21 protein-coding genes and 1 pseudogene are annotated in these 20,802 nt (G+C 63.5%); 9 read left to right on the top strand and 13 right to left on the bottom strand.

All coding sequences use genetic code 11. The features are described 5' to 3' along the window. Positions 1 to 19: 19 nt before the first annotated feature. Both ACLBXN_RS23495 and ACLBXN_RS23490 read right to left on the bottom strand, forming a co-directional pair. A complete protein-coding gene (locus ACLBXN_RS23495) occupies positions 20 to 502 on the bottom strand; it encodes a hypothetical protein (RefSeq protein ID WP_447613748.1) in 483 nt (160 codons plus the stop codon). 92 nt (positions 503 to 594) lie between these two features. Further along, on the bottom strand, positions 595 to 1,233 hold the full coding sequence (locus tag ACLBXN_RS23490) for an MBL fold metallo-hydrolase (RefSeq protein ID WP_087085397.1): 639 nt from the start codon (positions 1,231 to 1,233) through the stop codon (positions 595 to 597). A 342-nt stretch (positions 1,234 to 1,575) separates the two neighbouring features. Here ACLBXN_RS23490 and ACLBXN_RS23485 point away from each other — a divergent pair, with 342 nt between their 5' ends. Beyond that, on the top strand, positions 1,576 to 3,225 hold the full coding sequence (locus tag ACLBXN_RS23485) for a Re/Si-specific NAD(P)(+) transhydrogenase subunit alpha (RefSeq protein ID WP_447613747.1): 1,650 nt from the start codon (positions 1,576 to 1,578) through the stop codon (positions 3,223 to 3,225). Positions 3,226 to 3,252: 27 nt separating this feature from the next. Then, positions 3,253 to 4,668 carry a Re/Si-specific NAD(P)(+) transhydrogenase subunit beta gene (gene pntB / locus ACLBXN_RS23480; protein ID WP_447613746.1) on the top strand — a complete coding sequence of 472 codons (1,416 nt, stop codon included), beginning with the start codon at positions 3,253 to 3,255 and terminating at the stop codon, positions 4,666 to 4,668. Positions 4,669 to 4,813: 145 nt separating this feature from the next. On the opposite strand, the gene ACLBXN_RS23475 is transcribed toward pntB, so the two are convergent. Next, positions 4,814 to 5,440, bottom strand: coding sequence for a LysE family translocator (locus ACLBXN_RS23475; RefSeq protein ID WP_211457991.1), 627 nt, complete (start codon positions 5,438 to 5,440; stop codon positions 4,814 to 4,816). A gap of 105 nt (positions 5,441 to 5,545) precedes the next feature. On the opposite strand from ACLBXN_RS23475, the gene ACLBXN_RS23470 reads away from it, so the two are divergent. Beyond that, positions 5,546 to 6,001, top strand: a complete 456-nt coding sequence (locus ACLBXN_RS23470; RefSeq protein WP_211457990.1) for an Lrp/AsnC family transcriptional regulator — start codon at positions 5,546 to 5,548, stop codon at positions 5,999 to 6,001. Positions 6,002 to 6,167: 166 nt separating this feature from the next. Here ACLBXN_RS23470 and azu read toward each other — a convergent pair whose 3' ends face one another. Then, positions 6,168 to 6,623 (bottom strand): azurin, encoded by a 456-nt coding sequence (azu, locus tag ACLBXN_RS23465; protein ID WP_003074584.1) that lies wholly within the window; start codon positions 6,621 to 6,623, stop codon positions 6,168 to 6,170. Positions 6,624 to 6,815: 192 nt separating this feature from the next. Then, entirely contained in the window at positions 6,816 to 7,619 is an 804-nt protein-coding gene (locus tag ACLBXN_RS23460) for an exodeoxyribonuclease III (RefSeq protein ID WP_043005632.1), read from the bottom strand. Positions 7,620 to 7,629: 10 nt separating this feature from the next. On the opposite strand from ACLBXN_RS23460, the gene pyrE reads away from it, so the two are divergent. Continuing rightward, positions 7,630 to 8,331 carry an orotate phosphoribosyltransferase gene (pyrE, locus tag ACLBXN_RS23455; protein ID WP_447613745.1) on the top strand — a complete coding sequence of 234 codons (702 nt, stop codon included), beginning with the start codon at positions 7,630 to 7,632 and terminating at the stop codon, positions 8,329 to 8,331. Positions 8,332 to 8,339: 8 nt separating this feature from the next. Further along, positions 8,340 to 9,005 (top strand): DUF4124 domain-containing protein, encoded by a 666-nt coding sequence (locus ACLBXN_RS23450; protein WP_447613744.1) that lies wholly within the window; start codon positions 8,340 to 8,342, stop codon positions 9,003 to 9,005. Between the two features lie 15 nt (positions 9,006 to 9,020). Here the strand turns inward: ACLBXN_RS23450 and ACLBXN_RS23445 are convergent, their stop codons facing one another. The 5 genes from ACLBXN_RS23445 to ACLBXN_RS23425 form a co-directional block, all read right to left on the bottom strand. Further along, positions 9,021 to 9,374 (bottom strand): hypothetical protein, encoded by a 354-nt coding sequence (locus ACLBXN_RS23445; RefSeq protein WP_447613743.1) that lies wholly within the window; start codon positions 9,372 to 9,374, stop codon positions 9,021 to 9,023. 86 nt (positions 9,375 to 9,460) lie between these two features. Further along, complete coding sequence (locus ACLBXN_RS23440) at positions 9,461 to 9,679, bottom strand: hypothetical protein (protein WP_043005637.1); 219 nt, start codon at positions 9,677 to 9,679, stop codon at positions 9,461 to 9,463. Between the two features lie 89 nt (positions 9,680 to 9,768). Beyond that, on the bottom strand, positions 9,769 to 10,890 hold the full coding sequence (locus ACLBXN_RS23435) for an HPP family protein (RefSeq protein WP_447613742.1): 1,122 nt from the start codon (positions 10,888 to 10,890) through the stop codon (positions 9,769 to 9,771). A gap of 134 nt (positions 10,891 to 11,024) precedes the next feature. Next, complete coding sequence (locus ACLBXN_RS23430) at positions 11,025 to 11,588, bottom strand: nitroreductase family protein (protein ID WP_343677103.1); 564 nt, start codon at positions 11,586 to 11,588, stop codon at positions 11,025 to 11,027. A 93-nt stretch (positions 11,589 to 11,681) separates the two neighbouring features. After that, positions 11,682 to 12,719 carry a hypothetical protein gene (locus ACLBXN_RS23425; protein WP_447613741.1) on the bottom strand — a complete coding sequence of 346 codons (1,038 nt, stop codon included), beginning with the start codon at positions 12,717 to 12,719 and terminating at the stop codon, positions 11,682 to 11,684. 234 nt (positions 12,720 to 12,953) lie between these two features. Here ACLBXN_RS23425 and serA point away from each other — a divergent pair, with 234 nt between their 5' ends. The 4 genes from serA to ACLBXN_RS23405 all read left to right on the top strand — a co-directional run bounded on the left by serA (position 12,954) and on the right by ACLBXN_RS23405 (position 17,610). After that, positions 12,954 to 14,183: a phosphoglycerate dehydrogenase gene (gene serA / locus ACLBXN_RS23420; protein WP_003074609.1), complete on the top strand. Its 1,230-nt coding sequence runs from the start codon at positions 12,954 to 12,956 to the stop codon at positions 14,181 to 14,183. A gap of 163 nt (positions 14,184 to 14,346) precedes the next feature. Continuing rightward, positions 14,347 to 16,347: an OPT family oligopeptide transporter gene (locus ACLBXN_RS23415; RefSeq protein WP_447613740.1), complete on the top strand. Its 2,001-nt coding sequence runs from the start codon at positions 14,347 to 14,349 to the stop codon at positions 16,345 to 16,347. Continuing rightward, positions 16,344 to 17,147, top strand: coding sequence for a hypothetical protein (locus ACLBXN_RS23410; RefSeq protein WP_447613739.1), 804 nt, complete (start codon positions 16,344 to 16,346; stop codon positions 17,145 to 17,147). Before ACLBXN_RS23415 ends, ACLBXN_RS23410 begins: the two co-directional genes overlap by 4 nt. Positions 17,148 to 17,271: 124 nt before the next feature. Further along, entirely contained in the window at positions 17,272 to 17,610 is a 339-nt protein-coding gene (locus ACLBXN_RS23405) for a YegP family protein (protein ID WP_043005642.1), read from the top strand. A gap of 66 nt (positions 17,611 to 17,676) precedes the next feature. Here ACLBXN_RS23405 and ACLBXN_RS23400 read toward each other — a convergent pair whose 3' ends face one another. The 3 genes and pseudogenes from ACLBXN_RS23400 to ACLBXN_RS23390 all read right to left on the bottom strand — a co-directional run. After that, positions 17,677 to 18,489, bottom strand: a complete 813-nt coding sequence (locus ACLBXN_RS23400) for an alpha/beta hydrolase (RefSeq protein ID WP_447613738.1) — start codon at positions 18,487 to 18,489, stop codon at positions 17,677 to 17,679. Positions 18,490 to 19,073: 584 nt separating this feature from the next. Next, positions 19,074 to 20,531 carry an Asp-tRNA(Asn)/Glu-tRNA(Gln) amidotransferase subunit GatB gene (gene gatB, locus ACLBXN_RS23395; protein WP_043005644.1) on the bottom strand — a complete coding sequence of 486 codons (1,458 nt, stop codon included), beginning with the start codon at positions 20,529 to 20,531 and terminating at the stop codon, positions 19,074 to 19,076. 114 nt (positions 20,532 to 20,645) lie between these two features. Continuing rightward, positions 20,646 to 20,802 (bottom strand): annotated as a pseudogene (locus ACLBXN_RS23390) (Asp-tRNA(Asn)/Glu-tRNA(Gln) amidotransferase GatCAB subunit A); the annotation flags it as partial.

Below are 20,802 nucleotides of genomic sequence, written 5' to 3'. Positions count from 1 at the left end.
GATGCTTGCAGGCTGCGGATCAGCTGCAGGTCTTGTTGTTGGCGCCGTGCATGCCGGCGGCCTTGGCATCGGCTTCGCTCATGTACTTGCCGTTCTTGGTCGTGCCGTAGAAACGGGTGCCGGGGCAGTGATAGATCTTGCTGTCCTCATTGGCCCAGACCTTGCCTGCACCGCCGCCAGGTGCGGCGGTTGCGGCCGGCTTGGCGCCTGTAGCAGCCTTGGCAGTGGCCTCCTGATCAATGCCCTTGCGGCCCGAGCAAGCTCCTTTGGAGGATGCCGCGCTCATGGTGGAGCCGTCTTTGCAGACAAAAGTCTGCATGTCCGCTTTGGCGGCGGCAGGGGCCGGTGCAGCCTTGGCTGCCGGTTCTGCCGCCGGCTTGGCGGGCATGGGGGCTGTTTTGGCGGCAGGTGCGGCAGGCGCCGCTGCCGGAGCCTGTGCCAGGCCGGGCAATGAGCTGCTGACCAGGGCTGAAACCAGGCAAATTTTCCATAAATTGCGCATACGAACTCCCTCCAACAGATGTGATGTCACAAGGCGTGACAGGGGCATGCTGCTACGGAAGACCTGATTCCGCAAGCCTCGGCCGTCAGGCTTCAGGTCCCGCTGACATAGGGGTTGAGCTTGCGCTCGCGGCCAAAGCTGCTTTCGGGGCCATGCCCGGGGATGAAGATCGTCTGATCGCCCATGGGCCACAGCCGCTGCACGATGGAGTCGATCAGCTGCTGATGGTTGCCCTGTGGGAAGTCCGTGCGGCCTATGCTGCCGGCAAACAGCACATCGCCGACAAAGGCGCGGTCGATCTGTGGCGAGTGGAAGACCACATGGCCGGGTGTGTGGCCGGGGCAGTGGCGCACGTTCAGCGTTTCCTGGCCGATGGTCACGGTGTCGCCGTCATGCAGCCAGCGCGTGGGCACAAAGGGGTCTGAGTGGGGAAAGCCGAACATGGCGCCTTGCTGGGGCAGGCCGTCGATCCAGAATTGATCACCCTCATGCGGGCCGATGATGGGCAAGGCGTGCTTGGCAGCCAGCTCGCTGGTGCCACCGGCATGGTCGATATGGGCGTGGGTGATCCAGATGGCCTTGAGATTCAGGCCCAGGCGCTCAACCTCCCACTCGATCTGCTCGATATCACCACCGGGGTCGATGACGGCCGCATCCATGGTCTGGTCGCACCAGACGAGAGAGCAGTTCTGTTGAAAGGCGGTGACGGGGACGGTGTGATATTGCAACATGGGTGACTTGTATTTTTCGGGCGTTTGCGTAGTCTCGCGGTCAGCGAACCCCGCAAGCATGACACGGCATGACACGCGCATCAAAAATGCCCGCTCAGATTCTGGCGTCATCCCTCATTTGAGCTAGCATGGATGCGAGTGCCCCATTTTGGTGCGGGCTGCTAAAACGTATTTGTGCTGCAAGGCAGCGGGCAGTCGCTTCATGGGAAGCGGCCCGACACAGTTTCAAGATCGTTCAGGCCGTGCCAATGCCCATGCAATACAAGTTCCTCCCACGGGCAGGAATGGCAGGGGACGGGTCGGTCTGGAGGAAAACCGTTTTCAAACTCCAGGAGACTCTGCATGTCTACCTCTTCCAACCAGCCGAGCGGCGCTGACGCCCAGCTTGGTGACGCCCAGCGCTCTGGCGCCCAACGCATAGGCATTCCGCGGGAAACATTCCCGTTGGAAAAGCGTGTGGCCACCGTGCCCGATGTGGTCGAAAAACTCGTCAAGCTGGGTTTTTCGGTCGTCATCGAATCGGGCGCCGGCGATGCCGCCAACTTCAGCGATGACGCTTATCGCGCAGTGGGTGCCGAGGTGCTGCCCAACGCTGCTGCGGTCTGGGCTGCTGCCGACATCATCTTCAAGGTGCGCCCGCCAACCACCGAAGAAGTCGCGCTTATGCGCGAAGGCCAGATCCTGATCGACTTCATCTGGCCTGCGCAGAATCCCGATCTGATGCAGCAACTGGCCGCCAAAAAGGTGACAGTGCTGGCGATCGACGCGCTGCCCCGGACATTGAGCCGCGCGCAGAAGATGGATGCGCTGACTTCGATGGCCGGCGTGTCGGGCTACCGCGCCGTGATCGAGGCCGCCAATGCCTTTGGTCGCTATTTCAACGGCCAGATCACGGCGGCAGGCAAGGTGCCCCCGGCCAAGGTCTTCATTGCTGGCGCTGGCGTGGCCGGTCTGTCGGCCATCGGCACGGCTGCCAACCTGGGCGCCATCGTGCGCGCCAACGACACGCGTGCCGAGGTGGCCGATCAGGTCACTTCGCTGGGCGGCGAGTTCGTCAAGGTCGATTACGAAGAAGACGGCGGCGGCGGCGGCGGCTATGCCAAGGTGATGAGCGAGGGTTTCCAGGCCGCGCAGCGCCAGATGTATGCCCAGCAGGCCAGGGAGGCCGACATCATCATCACCACCGCGCTGATTCCCGGTAAACCCGCGCCCAAGCTGATCACGGCCGAGATGGTGCAGAGCATGAAACCCGGCAGCGTGATCGTCGACATGGCGGCCGAGCAGGGCGGCAACTGCGAGCTGACCGTGCCCAATGAGGCCGTGGTGCGCCACGGCGTGACCATCATCGGCTACACCGACCTCGCATCGCGCCTGGCCAAGCAGTCGTCAACGCTGTATGCGACCAATCTGCTGCGCCTGACGGAAGAGCTGTGCAAGGCCAAGGATGGCGTGGCCGTGGTGAATATGGAGGACGATGCGATTCGCGGCCTGACCGTGGTCAAGGACGGCGAAATCACCTGGCCTGCTCCGCCCATTGCCCAGGCACCCAAGCCAGCCCCCAAGCCCGCTGCGGCTGTGGTGGAGCAGAAGAAAGGCGGCCATGGCCACGGCGCCGCCGGACCGCTGCCGGCCAAGACCTTGGCCATTATTTTTGCGATTGCCGCCGTGGCCTTCTGGTTCATCGGCGCCTATGCGCCAGCGGCCTTCCTGGGTCACTTCACGGTGTTCGTGCTGGCCTGTTTCATCGGCTACATGGTGGTGTGGAATGTGACGCCTGCACTGCACACGCCGCTGATGAGCGTGACCAACGCCATCTCCAGCATCATCGCCATTGGCGCGCTGGTGCAGATTGCGCCGCCGGGCACGGCAGGCACGGGCCGTCCGGATGAGCTGATTCGCTGGCTGGCCTTTGCCGCGCTTGTGTTGACTGCAGTCAATATGTTTGGCGGCTTTGCCGTGACACGTCGCATGCTGGCCATGTTCCGCAAATAAGAAGAACGAGCACAAGAGAGAAACACCATGTCCCAAAGTCTCGCAACGGTGGCCTATCTGGGGGCTGCCATTTTGTTCATCCTCAGCCTCGGCGGCCTGTCGAACCCCGAAACCTCGCGCCGCGGCAATCTGTTCGGCATGGTCGGCATGGCGCTGGCCGTGCTGGCCACCGTGTTCGGCCCGCGTGTCGATGCCGGCGGCATCGCCTGGATCGTCGGCGCGCTGGTGGTCGGCGGCGGTATCGGCCTGTATGCGGCCAAGGTCGTCAAGATGACCCAGATGCCCGAGCTGGTCGCCCTCATGCACAGCCTGGTCGGTCTGGCGGCATGTCTGGTGGGCTTTGCCAGCTATGTCGATACCTCCATCCAGCTCGCTGGCGCAGAAAAAGCCATTCACGAGGTGGAGATCTACGTGGGCATCCTGATCGGCGCGGTCACCTTCTCGGGCTCGCTGATTGCCTTCGGCAAGCTCAACGGCAGGATAGGCGGCAAGCCGCTGCTGCTGCCCGCACGCCACTGGCTCAACCTGGTTGCGCTGCTGGTGGTGATCTGGTTCGGCCGCGAGTTTCTGCATGCCGAAACCGTGGCCGACGGCATGTTGCCGCTGGTCGTGATGACCGCCATCGCCCTGCTGTTCGGCGTGCACATGGTCATGGCCATCGGTGGCGCCGACATGCCCGTGGTGGTGTCCATGCTCAACAGCTACTCGGGCTGGGCGGCGGCGGCCACCGGCTTCATGCTGGGCAATGACCTGCTGATCGTCACGGGCGCGCTGGTGGGCTCTTCGGGCGCCATCCTGAGCTACATCATGTGCCAGGCCATGAATCGCAACTTCATCAGCGTGATTGCGGGCGGCTTCGGCTCCGGCGCGCCGGCCAAGAAGGGCGGTTCCGCTGCGGCTGCCGAGCCCCAGGGCGAAGTGGCGCCCGTCAGTGCAGCCGAGACCGCAGAGCTGCTGCGCGAAGCCAAGAGCGCCATCATCGTGCCCGGCTACGGCATGGCCGTGGCCCAGGCCCAGCACACGGTCAACGAAATCACCAGAACCCTGCGCGAAAAAGGCGTCGCCGTGCGCTTTGCCATCCACCCGGTGGCGGGCCGAATGCCCGGTCACATGAACGTGCTGCTGGCCGAGGCCAAGGTGCCCTACGACATCGTGATGGAGATGGACGAGATCAACGAAGACTTCCCCGAGACCGATGTGGCCATCGTCATCGGCGCGAACGACATCGTGAACCCCGCGGCGCAGGACGACCCCGAGAGCCCCATCGCCGGCATGCCGGTGCTGGAAGTGTGGAAGGCCAAGACCTCCATCGTGATGAAGCGCTCCATGGCCTCCGGCTATGCGGGCGTGGACAATCCGCTGTTCTACAAGGACAACAACCGCATGCTGTTCGGCGATGCCAAGAAGATGCTCGACGAGGTGCTGGGCGCTCTGAAGAGCTGATCTAAGGGGGCTGCTCCTGAGGCGCTTTGCGCCTTCCCCTGGCCGAGCACCCTCGCCGCGCGGTGGCTCCTGCCCTGCGTGCGGGTTTGCAGCCTGGGGCTGTCCCTGAAATGCCTGCGGTGTTCGGCCGCAGGCATTTTGTCTTTCAGAGATGCTGGACGGCGATCTCGCCCAGCAGCACGGCGGCAATCACCAGCATCAGCGTCCCCGACAGGCGCGAGACGGCCAGCGCGGCTGCGGGGCGCGAGCGCAGCACGCTTTGCGAGCCCCAGCCCACGCCGAAGTAGACCACGGCACAGCTGGCCGCATGGACGGCGCCCAGCACCATGATCTGCGCAAACACCGGCCAGCCCTCGGCGGGCCGCACAAACTGCGGCAGCAAGGCCAGCAGCAGCAACAGCTGTTTTGGGTTGAGGCCGCTGACACTGGCTCCCTTGACCGTCCAGTGCCAGCGCGTGCCGGTCTCGGCATCTGCGGCACGGCTGATGGCGGCCGGGCTGCGCCACAGGCCCACGCCCATCCAGGCCAGGTACAGCGCGCCGGTGGCCGTCAAGGCGGTCAGCAGGGCCGGGTTGCGTGCGACCAGGGCGCCTACGCCCGCAGCTACCGCCAGCGTGGCCAGCAGCGCGCCGCAGGCCAGGCCCAGCGTGGCGGGAAGCACCAGGCGCCGGCCGCGCAGACCGGCAGAGATCACATAGGCCCAGTCGGCCCCGGGCGTGAGCACCAGAAGAAAGGAGACGGCCCAGAAGGCGGTCAAGGCGGCGTAGGACACGAAATTCCCTCGAAAAGCGTTGATGCCGAGAGAATATGGAAGAGGAGCGAGAATGTGCTCTCAATATTCGCCGCTGAACGGCTCAAAATTGGAAGAAACTGCCCCGTGAACTCGCTGGATCGAAAAATTCTTGCTGCGCTCGAAAACAATGGCCGCCTCACGGTGACCGAGCTGGCCGAGCAGGTGGGCCTGAGCCTGTCGCCCTGCCACCGGCGTGTGCGTGCGCTGGAGGAGTCGGGCGTGATTCGCGGCTACCGCGCCGAGCTGGACCCAGCGGCGCTGGGACTGGATTTTTCGTCGCTGGTCTTTGTCACGCTCAAGGACAGCAAGTCCGTGCCCGCGTTCGAGGATGCCGTGGCCCGGCTCGACAATGTGGTGCAGGCCCAGCGCCTGTTCGGCGACCCGGACTATCTGCTGCAGGTCGTGGTGCGCGATCTGCCGGCCTATCAGCGGCTCTATGACGAGCACCTGACCCGGCTGCCCGGCGTGCTGCGCATGACTTCCACGCTGGTCATGAAGCATGTGGTGACCAACAGACCGCTGACCTCCGCGATGGAGTAGCCATGAAAAAGCGCCGGTGACTTTCGTCACAGGCGCTTTGGGTCGGTTAGATTTGCTATTGATTCAGAAGCTAATTGCGCTTGAATATAAAAGTTTTCAGGTACTTTTATGTCTGAAAACCTTTGATGCAAAGCGCTAGCAGCTACTAAAAAATAGGATTTCCGGATCAGGAGCCCAGCTTGAGCGAACCCTTCATGAGGGCCGAGTGGCCGGGGAAGCTGCAGAAGAAGGCGTAGTCCGTGCCAGCCTTGAGCTTGGCCACGTCGATATCGAACTTGGTGGTCTCGCCGCCACCGATCACCTTGGAGTGAGCCAGCACGCGTGCATCGCCGGCCTTCACATAGTCGGCGCCAGCACCGGCGGCCATGCCGTCGGTGATCACGGGCTGCATATCGGCTGCGGTGCTGACCACGATGTTGTGGCCCATGGCCGTCTTGGGCATCTTGCCCACATGCTTGAGAGTCACGCTGAACTTCTTGCAGGACTTGGGCACATCGATGCTTTTGACATTGAACTGCATGGCGTCGTTGCTCTCGACGACGGCTTCGCAGCCTGCCGCCATGGCGGGTGCGCTCAGGGCACCGGCTGCACACAGGGCCAGGGTCATCAGAATCTTCTTCATTGGCTATTCCTTTTCCTAAAAGCGAAACGGGAACCGCTGTGGCCTTGTCGCCCTCCAGGTTCCGCCGTTCATTCTTTCGGAAACCTGCCCAGTCGGCTCAGTACAACTCATGCTCGCATGGGTTGTACTGTTGCACCTTGCGCTAACTCAATTCGCCGAGCATGCCTGCGTTGCCGGCGTTGCTTGCACGCCTCAGAGCGTCAGGTCGTAGCCAATCGTGATGGGCGCGTGGTCCGAGAACTTCTCGCCCTTGTAGATGGACTCGGTGCGTGCCAGGGCCGCGACCGCCGGCGTGGCCAGGTGGTAGTCCAGTCGCCATCCCACGTTGTTGGCATAGGCCTGGCCCCGGTTGCTCCACCATGTGTAGCAGGCATCCGTGGTGTCGGGCTGGAGCAGGCGGTAGACGTCCACCAGACCGCCGCTGATCTCGGTCTTGTGCAACAACTTCGTCATCCAGTCGCGCTCTTCGGGCAGGAAGCCGCTGTTCTTCTGGTTGCCGCGCCAGTTCTTCAGGTCGGCCTGCTGGTGCGCGATGTTGATGTCGCCGCAGAGCACGAAGTCACGCTCGGCCTTGAGGTGCATCAAGTGGCTGTGCATCTTGGCCAGAAAGCGGAACTTGGCTTCCTGGCGCAGCTCGCCCGAGCTGCCGCTGGGAAAGTAGGCGCTGATGATGGAGAGCTTGCGGGCGGGTGTGTCGAAGCGGGTTTCGACATAGCGGCCTTCGGCGTCGAACTCATCGATGTCGAAGCCCACGACCACATCGCTGGGTTCATGGCGGGAGTAGACGCCCACGCCCGAGTAGCCCTTCTTCTCGGCAAAGTGGAAGTAGCCCTTCATGCCGGCCAACACTTCGAAGCGCCCGGCCATATCCGAAGCCTGGGCCTTGATTTCCTGGACACAAATACAATCCGGCGCAGTGGCTTCGATCCAGGCTTCGGCGCCTTTGGTCGTGGCAGAGCGGATACCGTTGAGGTTGAGGCTGGTTAATTTGAACAAGGATGAATCCATGGTGGTGAGTGAGAAGCCAATGGGCGGTGCAGACCGTCTGGCGCAGGATTTCGTGCAGTTTGCCGTCGAAGCGGGCGTGCTGCGTTTTGGCGAATTCAAGACCAAGGCCGGGCGCATGAGCCCGTACTTCTTCAATGCCGGCCTGTTCGACGATGGGGCCAAGATGGCCCGTCTGTCTGAATTCTATGCAAAAGCCATTCTGGCCAGCGGCATGGAGTTTGACATGGTCTTCGGCCCTGCCTACAAGGGCATTCCTCTGGCTGCGACGGTGGCGGTGGAGCTGGCGCGCCAGGGCAAGAACGTGCCCTTTGCCTATAACCGCAAGGAAGCCAAGGATCATGGCGAAGGCGGCACCCTGGTGGGCGCTCCCCTCAAGGGCCGCGTGCTCATCATCGACGACGTGATGTCGGCCGGCACGGCCGCGCGCGAGTCGATTGCTATCATCAAGGCTGTCGGTGCCGAGCCGCATGCCGTGGCCATCGCTCTGGATCGTCAGGAAATGGCGACAGAGAATGGTCAGGACGTGTCGCACAGCGCTGTGCAATATGTGCGCAACCAGCTGGGCATGCAGGTGTGTGCGATTGCCAAGCTGGCCGATTTGTTGCTTTATCTCGAGCAGCAAGGCGGCGAGGCCGGCCCCGAGCATCATGAACGCGTGCTGGCCTACCGCCAGCGTTATGGTGTCGAAGACAAGGAATAAACACGCAAATGAAGCAGGCCTGGCATGCAAAACTGAGTTTGTATGTGGTAGCTACCGTCTGGGCAGGAGCCATGCCGGCTCAGGCCCAGGTCAATAGCGGCGGTATCTACGCCTGCACGGATGCCAACGGGAGGCGCATCACGGCCGACAGGCCGATTGCCTCCTGCGTCGATCGCGAGCAGCGTGTGCTCGGCAACACGGGGGTCGAACTGCGCCGCGTGGGCCCGACACTGACCGACCAGGAGCGCAGCGCGCTGGAAGCCAAGCGCCGCCAGGATCAGGCCGAGCAGCAGCGCCTGCGAGAAGAACGCTCGCGGGACCGCGCCATGCTGGCGCGCTTTCCCAATCAGGGTGTGCATGACGCCGCCAGAGCCGAGGCGATTTCCCAGGTCAACGATGTGATCGGTGTGGCCCAGCAGCGCCAGGTCGATCTCAAGGAGCGACGCCGCAAGCTCAATACCGAGCTGGAGTTCTACCAGAACGATCCGAAGAAGGCTCCAGCCAATCTGCGCCGCCAGCTCGACGACAACACGGACTCCCAGGCCGAGCAGCAGCGCTTCATCAAGCAGCAGGAAGAGGAAAAGCAGCGCATCAACCAGCGCTTCGATGCCGAGCTGCAGCAGCTGCGCAAGCTATGGGCGGACCAGACGCCGACCGCACCACGCGCGCCCTGAGAGCGCGTCGCGCTTTCAGTCTTCGTGAGTGTTCTTGTGCATGGCCATGACGCGGCCCAGTAGCAGGGCCGCGATCCAGGCCACTGCGGCGATGATCAACGGCATCTGTACCAGCAGCGATGCCTGGGCCATGAGCAGCAGGGCATCGGCCTGCCACAGCGCCCCATAACCCTTGAACAAGCCATAGGCCAGCCATAGCAGCAGGCCAGCACTGGCAATGGTGGCCATGTTGCGCATATTGCGGCCGTCACGGCTGCCCGCCGGAACGCGCAGGGCCGAGCGCCAGAGCCAGCCCATGGCAGCCAGCACCAGCAGCACGCAGGCCGCAACGGACAGCGGCAACCAGAGGGAAAGAGGAATCAGCGACATGGCGCCGCACTTTAGCCCAGCGGGCCCTGAGCTGGAAAAGAAAATACCCACCGAGGTGGGCATGGTTGAAGCGCTCGGTCAGTGGCTCAACTCGCGCGCCAGACCACGTGATGGCCCGGCACGGGCTGTATACCCAGCACGATGGCGTGGTGGGCGAGCAGCTCTTCGAAGGTCTTGGTGACCTCGCTGCTGGCGGTGCTGCCCTCGTACTCCGTGGCCACCTGTGTCGCGGTAAAGGAATTGGCGCCAAAGCTTTGCACGATATTGCGCAGCTTGTCGAGGTTGGGGGTGAACACGGCGTCCATGGCAGCAACTCCTTTTCGGGCAATCAAACCAGTACTGCCCATAGTTTATCCAGCAGGCCAGGTCAGGCAAGAGGGCTTTGCCCCCAGGGTTATTGATTGATGGAGAGCAGGGTGCGGATCACGTCGGAGCGCGTGATGACGCCGACCAGGGTCTTGCCTCGCAGCACGGCAATGAACTGCACGCTGTGCGATGCCAGCTCGTGCAGCAGATCGCCCATGGGCGTGTCTTCCTGCACGCTCATCTCGGGCGCGCGCATCAGTTCCTGGGCCACGGATTGCACCTTGGATGGCCGGCTGCGCAGGCGTTGCCAGAGATTTTGCTGCTGGCGTGAGCGATGGTCCTGCCAGAGCCAGTCGAACAGGTCGGCACGCAGCACACGGCCGATCAGCTCGCCCTGGGCATCGACCACGGGCAGACTTTTGACCAGATGACGGTGAAACAGCTCGGCCACCTCTTCGAGCGGAGTCTGCGGGCCCACGGTCAGCAGCTTGGCCGACATGACGGTGCCGCAGTTCACGCTGGACAGGCGGCGCTTGATGGCCTCTTCCTCGGCGGCGGCCAGCAGCTCGCCCAGGTCCTCGGGGGTCAGGTTGTAGCTTTGTTCAAAGCGTTGCAGCAGCTGCTCCAGATCCTGCTCGCTCAGCGCCAGACGCGTGGTGGGGCGCCGGGTTTTGGCCACCAGCGGCGGCTGGTGCAGATAGGGGCGGCCGCAGGCGCGATGGTAGAGCACGCCGACGGCGGCAAGAACGCCCGAGAGCACGGCCATGGGTACCAGCAGATGCCAGCCCAGCGGCGCCATCTGGGAAGCAGCCAGTACCGTCAGCAAGGCCACGGCGCCTCCCGGCGGGTGCAGGGCGCGCAGCAGCAGCATCAGGGCGATGGCACCCGCCACCGCCAGCGCGGCCAGCGAGGTCTGGGACAGCATGGGGAACGCCCACAGCAGCAGCAGGGTGTAGAGCGCGGGCACGGTGTTGCCGACGACACAGTTCCAGGGCTGGGCCAGCGGGCTGCTGGGCACGGCGAACACCAGCACGGCCGTGGCGCCCAGCGGTGCGAACAGGAACAGGGTGTTGGGAAAGAAATGCTCGACCAGTCCCACCAGGATGCCGGCCAGTGCCAGACCCAGGCCGGCACCGATGCTGGCGCGTACCAGCTCCTTCCACGAAGGGCGCGAGGCCACCGGCCCCAGGCGCTGCCACATTGTTTGCATGACGGACATAGGCTTAGGCTACGGGGTGCAAAATTGATAGCTGCACCCGCAATGTTGTATTTGCTAATGCGGCAATTCTGTCAAAAAAAGCTCCACAGAGTGGGCTGTGGAGCTTTGGCAGCAAGGCTGGCGCGTCAGGCCGGCACGGCACCGGCGCTCAGCACTTCGACCAGCGGTTTGCGGCCGGACGGCAGCTCGCGTTCGCGCAGGTCGTCGGGCAGGGTGGCGGCATCGGCGCGGCGGCCCACGGCAATCACGCATTCGGGCACCAGATGCTCGGGCAGCTTCAGCACCTTGCGGGCTTCGTCCGCCGAGAAGCCGCCCATGGCATGCGTGGCCAGACCCATGGCATGGGCCTGCAGCGCCAGATAGCCCCAGGCACAGCCAGCATCGAAGCTGTGCTTGGCGGCCGAGGCCTGCTTGTCCGACAGCAGCACGATCAGCGCGCCGCCATTCAGGCACCAGCGGCGGTTGGCTTCGTTGGGGATCTGCGAGAACGCCTGCCAGTTCGCGTCGTCACGCAGGGCATAGGCAAAGTGCCAGGGTTGCTTGTTGCTGGCCGAAGGCGCCCAGCGGGCGGCTTCCACCAGTTGCTCGATCTGGGCGGCGCTCAGTGCTTCGGGCACAAAGGCACGCGGCGACATGCGCTCTATGAATTGCGTGTGAACGGGGACGGTGCTGGTACGGGTGGTGCTCATGGTGATCTCTCAAAAGAAACGGGCCCGTCTGCGTTGCAGAGCCGGGCCCGAAACGATAGCGCAAGCTTCGGCTCCTGTGCAGGAGCCGGGGGATCAGGACTTTTGATCCGGTTGCATGCCGATGCCGCGCAGATGGCGTTCCATGCGGAACATCACCAGCGCCATCATCACCATCACCAGGCAGGAAATCAGCAGCGTGGCAAACGCCGTGTCCATGCCCAGAAACTCCCACTTTTCCTCATCGGGGTTGTCGCCGCGCAGCTTGGCGGCCGTGCGGTCGAAGGACAGCGTGTAGTTGGTCAGCAAGGTGTTGACGATCTGCGGGGCGGACTGCTGCTGCAGTTTCTTGGCCAGGCTCTCGTTGCCCAGCACCTTCTCCAGCGCTGCGGGCAGTCCCTTGAGATAGGCCGCATAAGAGCCCTCGCCATGCTCCATCTCGGCCGCCTGGGCACGGTCGTTGATCTCGGAGGCCAGGTTCACCGGGTCCATCAGCATTGCGTCTTCGCCCGAAGCCTCGGCGGCGGCCGCCATCGCTGCATCGGCTGCCGCATCGGCGGCGGCGCGGGCCATGCGGTCCTCGCGTGTCAGCGAGATGCGGCGAGCCGTCCAGGCCGCGTCGACTTCGGCAGCGGCTGCGTCGGCGGCATCCTTGTCGCAGCAGGAGTTCTCACGCGCTTCGCGCATCTTGATCTGGCGGTTGACATCGTCGGCCGAGGGCAGGGCATCGCCCTTGAGCAGTGGGTGGATGGGATCCAGGCCCTGGCTGCTGTTTTCGGCTTCCACGCGCTTGCGCGCTGCCGTGTCCCTGTAGATGAAACCGCGCAGCAGGCCGTCGGCCTTGCGGAAGTCGGGACGCAGTGCCGGGTCGGCCAGGCGTTTTTCCATGGGCACGGCATTGCCGAGGCCGCTCAGGTCGCGGCCGGTCTCCTCTTCCATGTACTTGAGGTCGTAGGGCGCATCCTTCCAGTTCAGCGCCGTCGCGCCGGCCGTGACGCCTTCGGTCTTCTTGGGCTTGTAGTGGTCCCAGATCCAGTGGCCCATGCCAAACAGCACAAAGATGGAGAAAGCCAGCAAGACAAGACGCAGAACCTGAATCAGCAAATCTTCTGCGCGGCGCAAGAGGGTCAGCATAGGCAGCAAATCCTTGGAAAAAGCTTGAGTGGTCTGCACTTTCAACTATGAAATTGGAAGCGCATCAATGATCGCGATTGTAGGAAACGAATCGGAAAGTCGTAATTTGTTACAGCCAGCGCGGTGGGCCTGTCCCGGCTTTCCGAAGCCTGCGGGCCTGGGGCGATGCACCCAGATCCTGTAACGGAATTACGAAACCGCTGTAATGGAGTTTTGATGGATCGAGGCTGGATCATGGGTAAGACGTCGCTGGATAAATCGAAGATCAAGTTTTTGCTGCTCGAGGGCATACATCCCTCCGCGCTCAAGGTGCTGCATGACGCGGGCTATACCAATGTGGAGGCGCTGACCGGCGCGCTGGACGGCGAGGAGCTCAAGCGCAAGATCGCAGACGTGCACTTTGTCGGCATCCGCTCGCGCACCCAGCTCACGGCCGATGTGTTCGCGGCCGCGCAGAAGCTGGTCGCCGTGGGCTGCTTTTGCATCGGCACCAACCAGGTCGACCTCAATGCGGCGCGCGAGCGCGGTGTGGTGGTCTTCAACGCGCCTTACTCCAACACCCGTTCGGTGGCCGAACTGGTGCTGGGCGAAGCCATTCTGCTGCTGCGCGGCATCCCCGAAAAGAATGCAGTCTCCCATCGCGGCGGCTGGAAGAAGAGCGCAGAGAACTCCTTCGAGATTCGCGGCAAGACGCTGGGCATCGTCGGCTATGGCTCCATCGGCACCCAGCTGTCGGTGCTGGCCGAAGGCCTGGGCATGAAGGTCATCTTCCACGACGTGGTGACCAAGCTGCCGCTGGGCAATGCCCAGCAGAGCAGCGGTCTCAACGAGCTGCTGGCCCAGTCCGACATCGTTACCCTGCATGTGCCGGAGCTGGCCTCCACGAACGGCATGATGGGCGCGGCCCAGATTGCCGCCATGAAGCCCGGCAGCATTCTCATCAATGCCTCGCGCGGCACGGTGGTCGATATCGAGGCACTGGCCGAGTCGCTCAAGAGCGGCAAGCTGCTGGGCGCCGCCATCGACGTCTTCCCCAAGGAGCCCAAGAGCAACAAGGACGAGTTCCTGTCGCCGTTGCGCGGCATGGACAACGTCATCCTCACGCCGCACATCGGCGGCTCTACCATGGAAGCGCAGGCCAATATCGGTCTGGAAGTGGCGGAAAAGCTGGTCAAGTACAGCGACAACGGCACGACGACCTCGGCCGTCAACTTCCCCGAAGTGGCGCTGCCCGAGCATCCGGGCAACAACCGCATCCTGCATGTGCACGAAAACCGCCCCGGCATTCTCTCGGCCATCAACCAGGTGTTTGCCGACAACGGCATCAATATCGCGGGCCAGTACCTGCGCACCGATGAGAAGGTAGGCTATGTGGTGATCGATATCGACGCCAAGTCCTCGGCGCTGGCGCTGGAGAAGCTTGCGCAGATTGCGGGCACCATCCGCTGCCGCGTGCTGTTCTGAGGCCTGAGCCGCTGAACGACAAGGGAGACTTCGGTCTCCTTTTTTCATGGCTCGCTCATCGGCGCTGCCAGTCTGGGGCCGGGATGAACGCTGCGCTGGAAGATATGGTGTTTTGCGTCGCTGATGCTAGGCTTGTGCCGTCACAGACCCTCCCGCTTGCACAATGACTACACCATCCAAGAGAGAGTTCACCTTCCGTGGCGTGCTGTTGGGCGCGCTCATCACCCTGGCGTTCACCGCCGCCAACGTCTATCTGGGGCTCAAGGTCGGGCTGACCTTTGCCTCGGCGATTCCCGCCGCCGTGATCTCCATGGCCTTGCTCTATCGCTTCAAGGATTCCAACATTCTTGAAAACAATCTGGTGCAGACCCAGGCCTCGGCGGCCGGCACCTTGTCCTCGGTCATCTTTGTGCTGCCGGCCCTGCTCATGCTGGGGCTGTGGACGGGCTTCCCGTTCTGGCAGACAGCATTGATCTGTGCGGCCGGCGGTACGCTGGGCGTGCTCTATACCGTGCCCCTGCGTCGCGTGCTGGTGGTGCAGTCCGAGCTGCCCTATCCCGAGGGCGTGGCCGCTGCCGAGGTGCTGCGCGTAGGCGACGAGCAGCGCCATCTCCACGATTCGGAGAACCAGGGCAAGCCACGCAGTTCGGGCTTGCGCGAGCTGGGCTGGGGCACGGGGCTGGCCGCGCTGTTCGGTTTTCTCAGCGGCGGTCTGCGTCTGCTCGGAGATGCCTTCAATTTCTGGATTCCCGCAGGCAGCGTGGCCTTTCGCGTGGCGGCGGGCTTCTCGCCTGCCCTGCTGGCTGCCGGCTATCTGATGGGCGCGGCTGCGGGCATTGCGGTGCTTGTGGGGCTGGCGTTGTGCTGGGGTGTGGTCGTGCCCTGGCTGACGGCCCAGGCTTCTCCTGCGGCCGGCCAGGCGCTCTCCGAGCTGTCCACCCAGCTCTGGGGCAGCAAAGCCCGCTTTCTGGGTGCGGGCGTCATCGGCATCTCGGCGCTGTGGACCGTGGCCACGCTGGCCAAGCCCATTGTCCAGGCGATTCGCAACCAGCCTGCGCGCAGCGTTGCCGAGGGGGCCGGTGGCGATGAAACCGACAAGGACATGCCGCGCAGCTGGATGCTGATGATAGGAGCCGCCGCCCTGGGCGTGCTGTTCCTGGTGGTCAATGACTTCATCTCCGGGCATATGCCCGATCTGGCCGCTGGCGCGCGCTACGGACTGGCAGCCCTGTGCGTGATGTTCGCGGCCCTGTTCGGCTTTCTGGTGGCGGCGGCCTGCGGCTATATGGCCGGTCTGGTCGGCTCTTCGGCCAGCCCCATCTCGGGCATCGGCATCATCGCCACCCTGCTCATGGGCGTGGCCCTGCTGGCGCTGCATGCCCTGGTGCCCGCTTATGCCAGTGCCGTCTCCGGGCAGATGGGCATTGCGCTGGTGTTGTTCATGGTCTCGGCGGTTCTGGCCATGGCCGCCATCTCCAACGACAACCTGCAGGATCTCAAGACCGGCTACCTGGTGGGCGCCACGCCCTGGCGTCAGCAGATCGTGCTCGTCATCGGCTGTCTGGTGGGGGCGCTGGTCATCCCGCCCGTGCTGGATCTGCTCTACAACGCCTACGGTTTTGCAGGCAGCATGCCGCGTGCCGGCATGGACCCGAATCAGGCCCTGGCCGCGCCGCAGGCCACGCTAATGATGCAGATTGCCAGCGGTATCTTCAAGGGCTCGCTGGACTGGAGCATGCTGGGTCTGGGCGTGGCCGTGGGCATTGGCGTCATCCTGATCGATCTGGCCCTGCGCAAGAGCGGCAAGGGCGCGCTGCCGCCGCTGGCAGTGGGTCTGGGCATCTATCTGCCGCCCACCATAGGTTTGACGCTGACCATAGGCGCGGTGCTGGGCTGGTGCATTGCCAGAGCCATCAAGGCCTATGCGCAGCGCGGCGGCAAGGACTGGACGGCGGCGGCCGAGGAGCGCGGCCTGCTGCTGGCCTCGGGCCTGATCGTGGGCGAGAGCCTGATGGGCCTGCTGATTGCGGCACTGATAGGCTTCAGCGGCAAGGATGCGCCGCTGGCCCTGGTGGGCGAGGGCTTTGCGCCCGCCATGTGGCTGGGCCTGGCCTATTTCGTGGGCCTGTGTGTGTTCTTTTATCGCCGGGTGCTGAGCAAATGAAGACAGGAAAATTCGACGGGGAACAGGCCGAATACCGCCGGGGCAACTTCGGCTTCGCGCATGAGTGGCTGCAGGAGTTCAGGACGCTGGACGAGGTGCTGGAGCGGCTGGACGCGCTGCGTGCGGCCGACCCTGCACATCGCTACCTCTGCACGCTGGACGATGTGAGTCAGTGCAGCTATACCAGCGGCCATGCGAGCCAGGATGAGCGCCTGTATCTGGATGACCCCGAGGACATGGACTGGGAGGACCCGGCGCAGGAGCAGGCCCTGACGCTGGCTTCGCTGCAGCACCGCGTGGCGCAGCTGCAGCGGCCCGAGCTGGTGCAGGACTGGGCGCAGGTCTGCGGCACGCTGCTGCTGGCGGCCGAGGATGTAGATGCCCTGCTGCTGGCCAACCGCAGTCCCGAGGTGCTGCTCGACGAGGTGGTCTATGTCCAGCGTCTGCCCGTGCCCAGCGACGAGCTCATGATTGCAGGTCAACCCAATGGCTATTTCAGCGCGGACTGGGACAGTTTTCAGAACCATGCCGTCATCCGCCATCTGGCAGCCCAATACGGCTACCGCTTCTTCGGCATGGGAGCTGCGTGGATGGGATTTGTGCGCGCCAGCTTGCCCGATGCGGCGCTGGTCGAGCGGCTGATACAGGATTTGCGCAGCCTCTATGGCCAGGGGCGGCCCGAGCTGTGTGGGCATCAGGGCTGGTCGCAGCTGGCGTCTGCGCTGCTATCGCGGCGCACGTTGATGCTGGGCTATGCCGAGAGCCTGGCCGAGGGGCTGGAGCCGGCGATGGAAAGCTGACAGGGTGTGATGCAGCGGCCGCGCAGCCGGCCCTGAAATGCACGGTTTCGGTGGCACTGGTTTTATAGTGTGCCGGCTACCCCCCGCGGCGCAGGCCGCTTTTTTTGCAACCAAGGAGAAACCGATGGCAGGTCATTTCGAGTTGAGCAAGAGCAGCGATGGGCAGTTCCGGTTTGTGCTCAAGGCCGGCAACGGCGAGATCATTCTCACCAGCGAGCTGTACAAGACTCGGGCGGCGGCCGAGAACGGCATCGCCTCGGTACAGACCAACAGCCCGTTGGCCGAGCGCTACGAGAAAAAGACCGCCAGCAACGGCAAGGAGCATTTCAACCTCAAGGCCGCCAACCACCAGGTTATAGGCAGCAGCCAGCTCTATGCCTCGGCGGCCTCGCGCGATGCGGGCATCGAGTCCGTGAGGAAGAACGGCGCGACCACGAGCATCAAGGATCTGGTCGGCGCTTGAGATTCAGGGCCGGCCGCGCCGCGGTCGGCCGTGCACCGCCTTGCCGCGCGCCGCACCAGAGGCCTTTCAGGCCGCCTTGTGGCGCGCGTCCACAAACTGCTCGATGGCGCTCCAGAAGCCGTTGGCGCGGAAGATGCTCGAGTGGTTGGCCTGGGCAAACGCCAGCACCTGCACTGCCTTGCCCTTGAGGCTGTGCAGCAGCGCATCGGTGCGCTCGGGCAGCACCACCTGGTCGCGTCCCGCGCGCAGCACAAGAATCGGCCCCTGGTAGTTGCGCAGATGCGCGGCAGAGTCGAACGGGTCTCGCAGCAGCAGCTCCACGGGCAGCCAGCCATACATGCCGCGCACGGTGTTGAGAACGCTGTCGAAAGGAGTGACCAGCACCAGCTGGTCCGGCTGGCGCAGGTCGGCCACGGCAGCCGCCACGCCCGTGCCCAGGCTGCGACCGATCACGGTGATGGGCAGCTCGGGGTGCAGGCGCCTGACCTCGTCGAACAGGGCGGCTGCATCGAGCTCCATCCGCTCCTGCGTGGGCTCGCCCTCGCTGGCGCCGTAGCCGCGATAGGCCAGCATATAGATATCGCTGTGCGGCAGGCTGCGCGCCAGCTGCTGGCGCCGGTGGGCAATGTTTTCGGCATTGCCGCCAAAGTAGATCACCGCATTGCGCGCCTTGCCATCCGCCGGGTGCAGCTGCCAGCCCCGCAGCAGCACATCGGCGCGCTGTAGCGAGAAATCGGTGCTCTCGGCCGCCACCTGCGTGCTGCCGCCCGGAAAAATCATCTGGCGCTGCTGCGCAAACATATAGCTGCAGATACAGATATAGACCGCCAGGCACAGGGCCAGCAGCCAGAGCAGGGGCTTGAGCAGCTTGGAGAACATGGAGCGCAAAGATATGGGTTTTGCGCCGGATTGTGCGCAGATTTGTGTGGGTTTGGTGTGCGCTTTACCTCGGCTTTATGTAAGCGGCGGTTTGAGGAATTGATAGCGGGTAGCGCTGGTGTTGCGTGCGCTTGGGGTTTGTTTGGCCCGTGTTTTGTTTTGACCGCATGCCTGCTTGGTTGTCAGAGAGCGGGTCTTGGCCCGCCTGCCGACTCGCTTTCTTGCTGGTGACGGAAGGCCGCCCCCAAGAAAGTAAGCAAAGAACACAGGCGTGGGCACAAGGGGCGATACCGGGTGCGGGATAGCTTCTTCGAGAAATTAATAGCTGCTACCGCAATCCAGATAAGCGTTAGCGGTCGATTTCGCCACCAACCTTGCAGCCCGTCCGCTCCCGTAGACAGCCGGGTCGCCTTTTCTTTGGGTACCTGCTTTCGGACGGCGATCCGGTGGGCGAAGCAAAAGAAAGCACCTCGGCTGACGGGCCGATACCTGTCTTCTGTCGCTGGCGAACAAACACAAGCAACAAGGCCGCAGGCATATGCTGCCTGCGGCCTTGAACGGTGGCGGGTGCCCGAGTCGAGAGCTTAGGCCAACTTGGCCTTGAGCAGCTCGTTGACCTGGCCGGGGTTGGCCTTGCCCTTGGAGGCCTTCATGACCTGACCGACCAGGGCGTTGAAGGCCTTGTCCTTGCCGGCGCGGTATTGCTCGACGTTGGCGGGGTTGGCGGCGATCACCTCGTCGATGATGGCTTCCAGCGCGCCGGTGTCGTTGGACTGCTTGAGGTCCTTGGCTTCGATGATGGCGTCCACATCGGAGCCTTCGCCGGTCCACAGGGCTTCAAACACCTGCTTGGCCGAGTTGTTGCTGATGACATTGCCGTGGATGCGGGCGATCAGGGTGCCCAGTTGTTCGGCGCTGACCTTGACCTGATCCATGCCGATCTCTTCCATGTTCAGACGGCGCGAGATCTCGCCCATGATCCAGTTGGACGCCAGCTTGGGCTGGCCGCAGGTCTTGGCGGCGGCTTCAAAGTAGGCGGCCATGGCCTGGCTTTGCGTCAGCGTGGTGGCGTCGTACTCGGGCAGGCTGTATTGCTCGACAAAGCGCGCGGCCATGGTGCGGGGCAGCTCGGGCATCTCGGCCTTGACCTGCTCCACCCATTCGGGGGCCACGACCAGCGGAGGCAGGTCGGGGTCGGGGAAGTAGCGGTAGTCGGCCGCGTCTTCCTTGGTGCGCATGGCGCGGGTCTCGCCCGTGTCGGGGTTGAACAGCACGGTGGCCTGCTGGATCTTGTGGCCGTCCTCGATCTGCTCGATCTGCCAGAGGATTTCGTAGTCGATGGCGATCTGCATATTCCTGAACGAGTTCAGGTTCTTGATCTCGCGGCGGGTGCCCAGCGGCTGGCCGGGCTTGCGCACGGAGACGTTGGCGTCGCAGCGGAACGAGCCTTCCTGCATGTTGCCGTCGCAGATGCCGATCCAGGTGACGATCTTGTGCAGTTCCTTGGCATAGGCCACGGCTTCGGCGGTGGAGCGGATATCGGGCTCGGTCACGATTTCCAGCAGCGGCGTACCGGCGCGGTTCAAATCGATGCCGGACTGGCCGATGAACTCGTCGTGCACGGACTTGCCGGCGTCTTCTTCCAGGTGGGCGCGCACCAGGCGCACGGTCTTGAGGACGTTGTTCTTGCCTTCTTCCAGATAGAAGCTGACTTCACCGCCTTGCACCACGGGGATCTCGAACTGGGAGATCTGGTAGCCCTTGGGCAGGTCGGGGTAGAAGTAGTTCTTGCGCGCGAAGATGGAACGCGGCGCAATCGTCGAGCCCAGCGACAGGCCGAGCTTGATGGCGCATTCCACGGCCTTTTTGTTCATCACCGGCAGCGTGCCGGGCAGAGCCAGGTCCACGGCGCTGGCCTGGGTGTTGGGCTCGGCGCCGAAAGCGGTGCTGGCACGGCTGAAGATCTTGCTGTTGGTCGCCAGCTGGGTGTGGGTTTCGAAGCCGATGACGACTTCGTAGCCATTGATCAGTTTCACAGTCATTGCTCTGTGTGTCCTAACTGCTAAAAGAGAAGCGGCTTGCGCGTGTTCTGATTGGGTTTCAGGTTGTTTTTGTGCTGAAAGTCAGTCAGTACAAGCGCAAGAAGCTATTAATTTTTAAATGTCAACAGGGCTCTTCAGGTGGAAGTCTGTCGCTTGCTGGAAGCGGTGGGCCGCGTTCAGCAGCTTGGCTTCGCTGAAGTAGTTGCCGATCAGCTGCAGACCCACGGGCATGCCGCCGTCGCCGAAGCCTGCGGGCAGGCTGAGACCGGGC

The sequence above is a fragment of the Comamonas sp. C24C genome, from assembly GCF_053345995.1.
Note: the sequence above shows the minus strand (reverse complement) of the source record. Positions and strands in the feature narration are given on the sequence as shown.

Coding starts and splice junctions, on each gene's coding strand:
- pyrE (WP_447613745.1), top strand. CDS start 7,630: ATGGTGGTGAGTGAGAAGCCAATGGGCGGTGCAGACCGTCTGGCGCAG.
- ACLBXN_RS23485 (WP_447613747.1), top strand. CDS start 1,576: ATGTCTACCTCTTCCAACCAGCCGAGCGGCGCTGACGCCCAGCTTGGT.
- ACLBXN_RS23435 (WP_447613742.1), bottom strand. CDS start 10,890: ATGCAAACAATGTGGCAGCGCCTGGGGCCGGTGGCCTCGCGCCCTTCG.
- pntB (WP_447613746.1), top strand. CDS start 3,253: ATGTCCCAAAGTCTCGCAACGGTGGCCTATCTGGGGGCTGCCATTTTG.
- ACLBXN_RS23495 (WP_447613748.1), bottom strand. CDS start 502: ATGCGCAATTTATGGAAAATTTGCCTGGTTTCAGCCCTGGTCAGCAGC.
- ACLBXN_RS23430 (WP_343677103.1), bottom strand. CDS start 11,588: ATGAGCACCACCCGTACCAGCACCGTCCCCGTTCACACGCAATTCATA.
- ACLBXN_RS23400 (WP_447613738.1), bottom strand. CDS start 18,489: ATGTTCTCCAAGCTGCTCAAGCCCCTGCTCTGGCTGCTGGCCCTGTGC.
- ACLBXN_RS23405 (WP_043005642.1), top strand. CDS start 17,272: ATGGCAGGTCATTTCGAGTTGAGCAAGAGCAGCGATGGGCAGTTCCGG.
- ACLBXN_RS23415 (WP_447613740.1), top strand. CDS start 14,347: ATGACTACACCATCCAAGAGAGAGTTCACCTTCCGTGGCGTGCTGTTG.
- ACLBXN_RS23440 (WP_043005637.1), bottom strand. CDS start 9,679: ATGGACGCCGTGTTCACCCCCAACCTCGACAAGCTGCGCAATATCGTG.
- ACLBXN_RS23410 (WP_447613739.1), top strand. CDS start 16,344: ATGAAGACAGGAAAATTCGACGGGGAACAGGCCGAATACCGCCGGGGC.
- ACLBXN_RS23490 (WP_087085397.1), bottom strand. CDS start 1,233: ATGTTGCAATATCACACCGTCCCCGTCACCGCCTTTCAACAGAACTGC.
- ACLBXN_RS23425 (WP_447613741.1), bottom strand. CDS start 12,719: ATGCTGACCCTCTTGCGCCGCGCAGAAGATTTGCTGATTCAGGTTCTG.
- azu (WP_003074584.1), bottom strand. CDS start 6,623: ATGAAGAAGATTCTGATGACCCTGGCCCTGTGTGCAGCCGGTGCCCTG.
- gatB (WP_043005644.1), bottom strand. CDS start 20,531: ATGACTGTGAAACTGATCAATGGCTACGAAGTCGTCATCGGCTTCGAA.
- ACLBXN_RS23450 (WP_447613744.1), top strand. CDS start 8,340: ATGAAGCAGGCCTGGCATGCAAAACTGAGTTTGTATGTGGTAGCTACC.
- serA (WP_003074609.1), top strand. CDS start 12,954: ATGGGTAAGACGTCGCTGGATAAATCGAAGATCAAGTTTTTGCTGCTC.
- ACLBXN_RS23445 (WP_447613743.1), bottom strand. CDS start 9,374: ATGTCGCTGATTCCTCTTTCCCTCTGGTTGCCGCTGTCCGTTGCGGCC.